Here is a 523-nt window from a genome sequence, read left to right as displayed (position 1 = left end):
GAACTTACCCGACAAGGAATTTCGCTACCTTAGGACCGTTATAGTTACGGCCGCCGTTTACTGGGGCTTCAATTCTGAGCTTCGCCGAAGCTAACCCATCCTCTTAACCTTCCAGCACCGGGCAGGCGTCAGCCCCTATACGTCATCTTTCGATTTTGCAGAGACCTGTGTTTTTGATAAACAGTCGCTTGGGCCTATTCACTGCGGCTGACCGAAGTCAGCACCCCTTCTCCCGAAGTTACGGGGTCATTTTGCCGAGTTCCTTAACGAGAGTTCGCTCGCTCACCTTAGGATACTCTCCTCGACTACCTGTGTCGGTTTACGGTACGGGCAGTTGTTTTCTCACTAGAAGCTTTTCTTGACAGTGTGACATCAGGAACTTCGGTACTATTATTTCCCTCCCCATCACAGCTTGTCCGTACAGAGTAAAGCATTTGACTCTACTCAAGACTTACTGCTTGGACATGCACTTCCAGTCGCATGCATTCCTTAGCCTCCTGCGTCCCTCCATTGCTCAAACAAA

At 49.9% G+C, this 523-nt stretch carries 1 rRNA gene; it reads right to left on the bottom strand.

What is annotated here, in order from left to right:
• Nucleotides 1–523, bottom strand: a 23S ribosomal RNA gene (locus OZD68_RS06505); the annotation flags it as partial.

The organism is Wolbachia endosymbiont of Drosophila bicornuta (assembly GCF_028982105.1).
GTDB lineage: Bacteria > Pseudomonadota > Alphaproteobacteria > Rickettsiales > Anaplasmataceae > Wolbachia > Wolbachia pipientis.
This window is presented reverse-complemented; position numbering and strand designations above follow the sequence as displayed.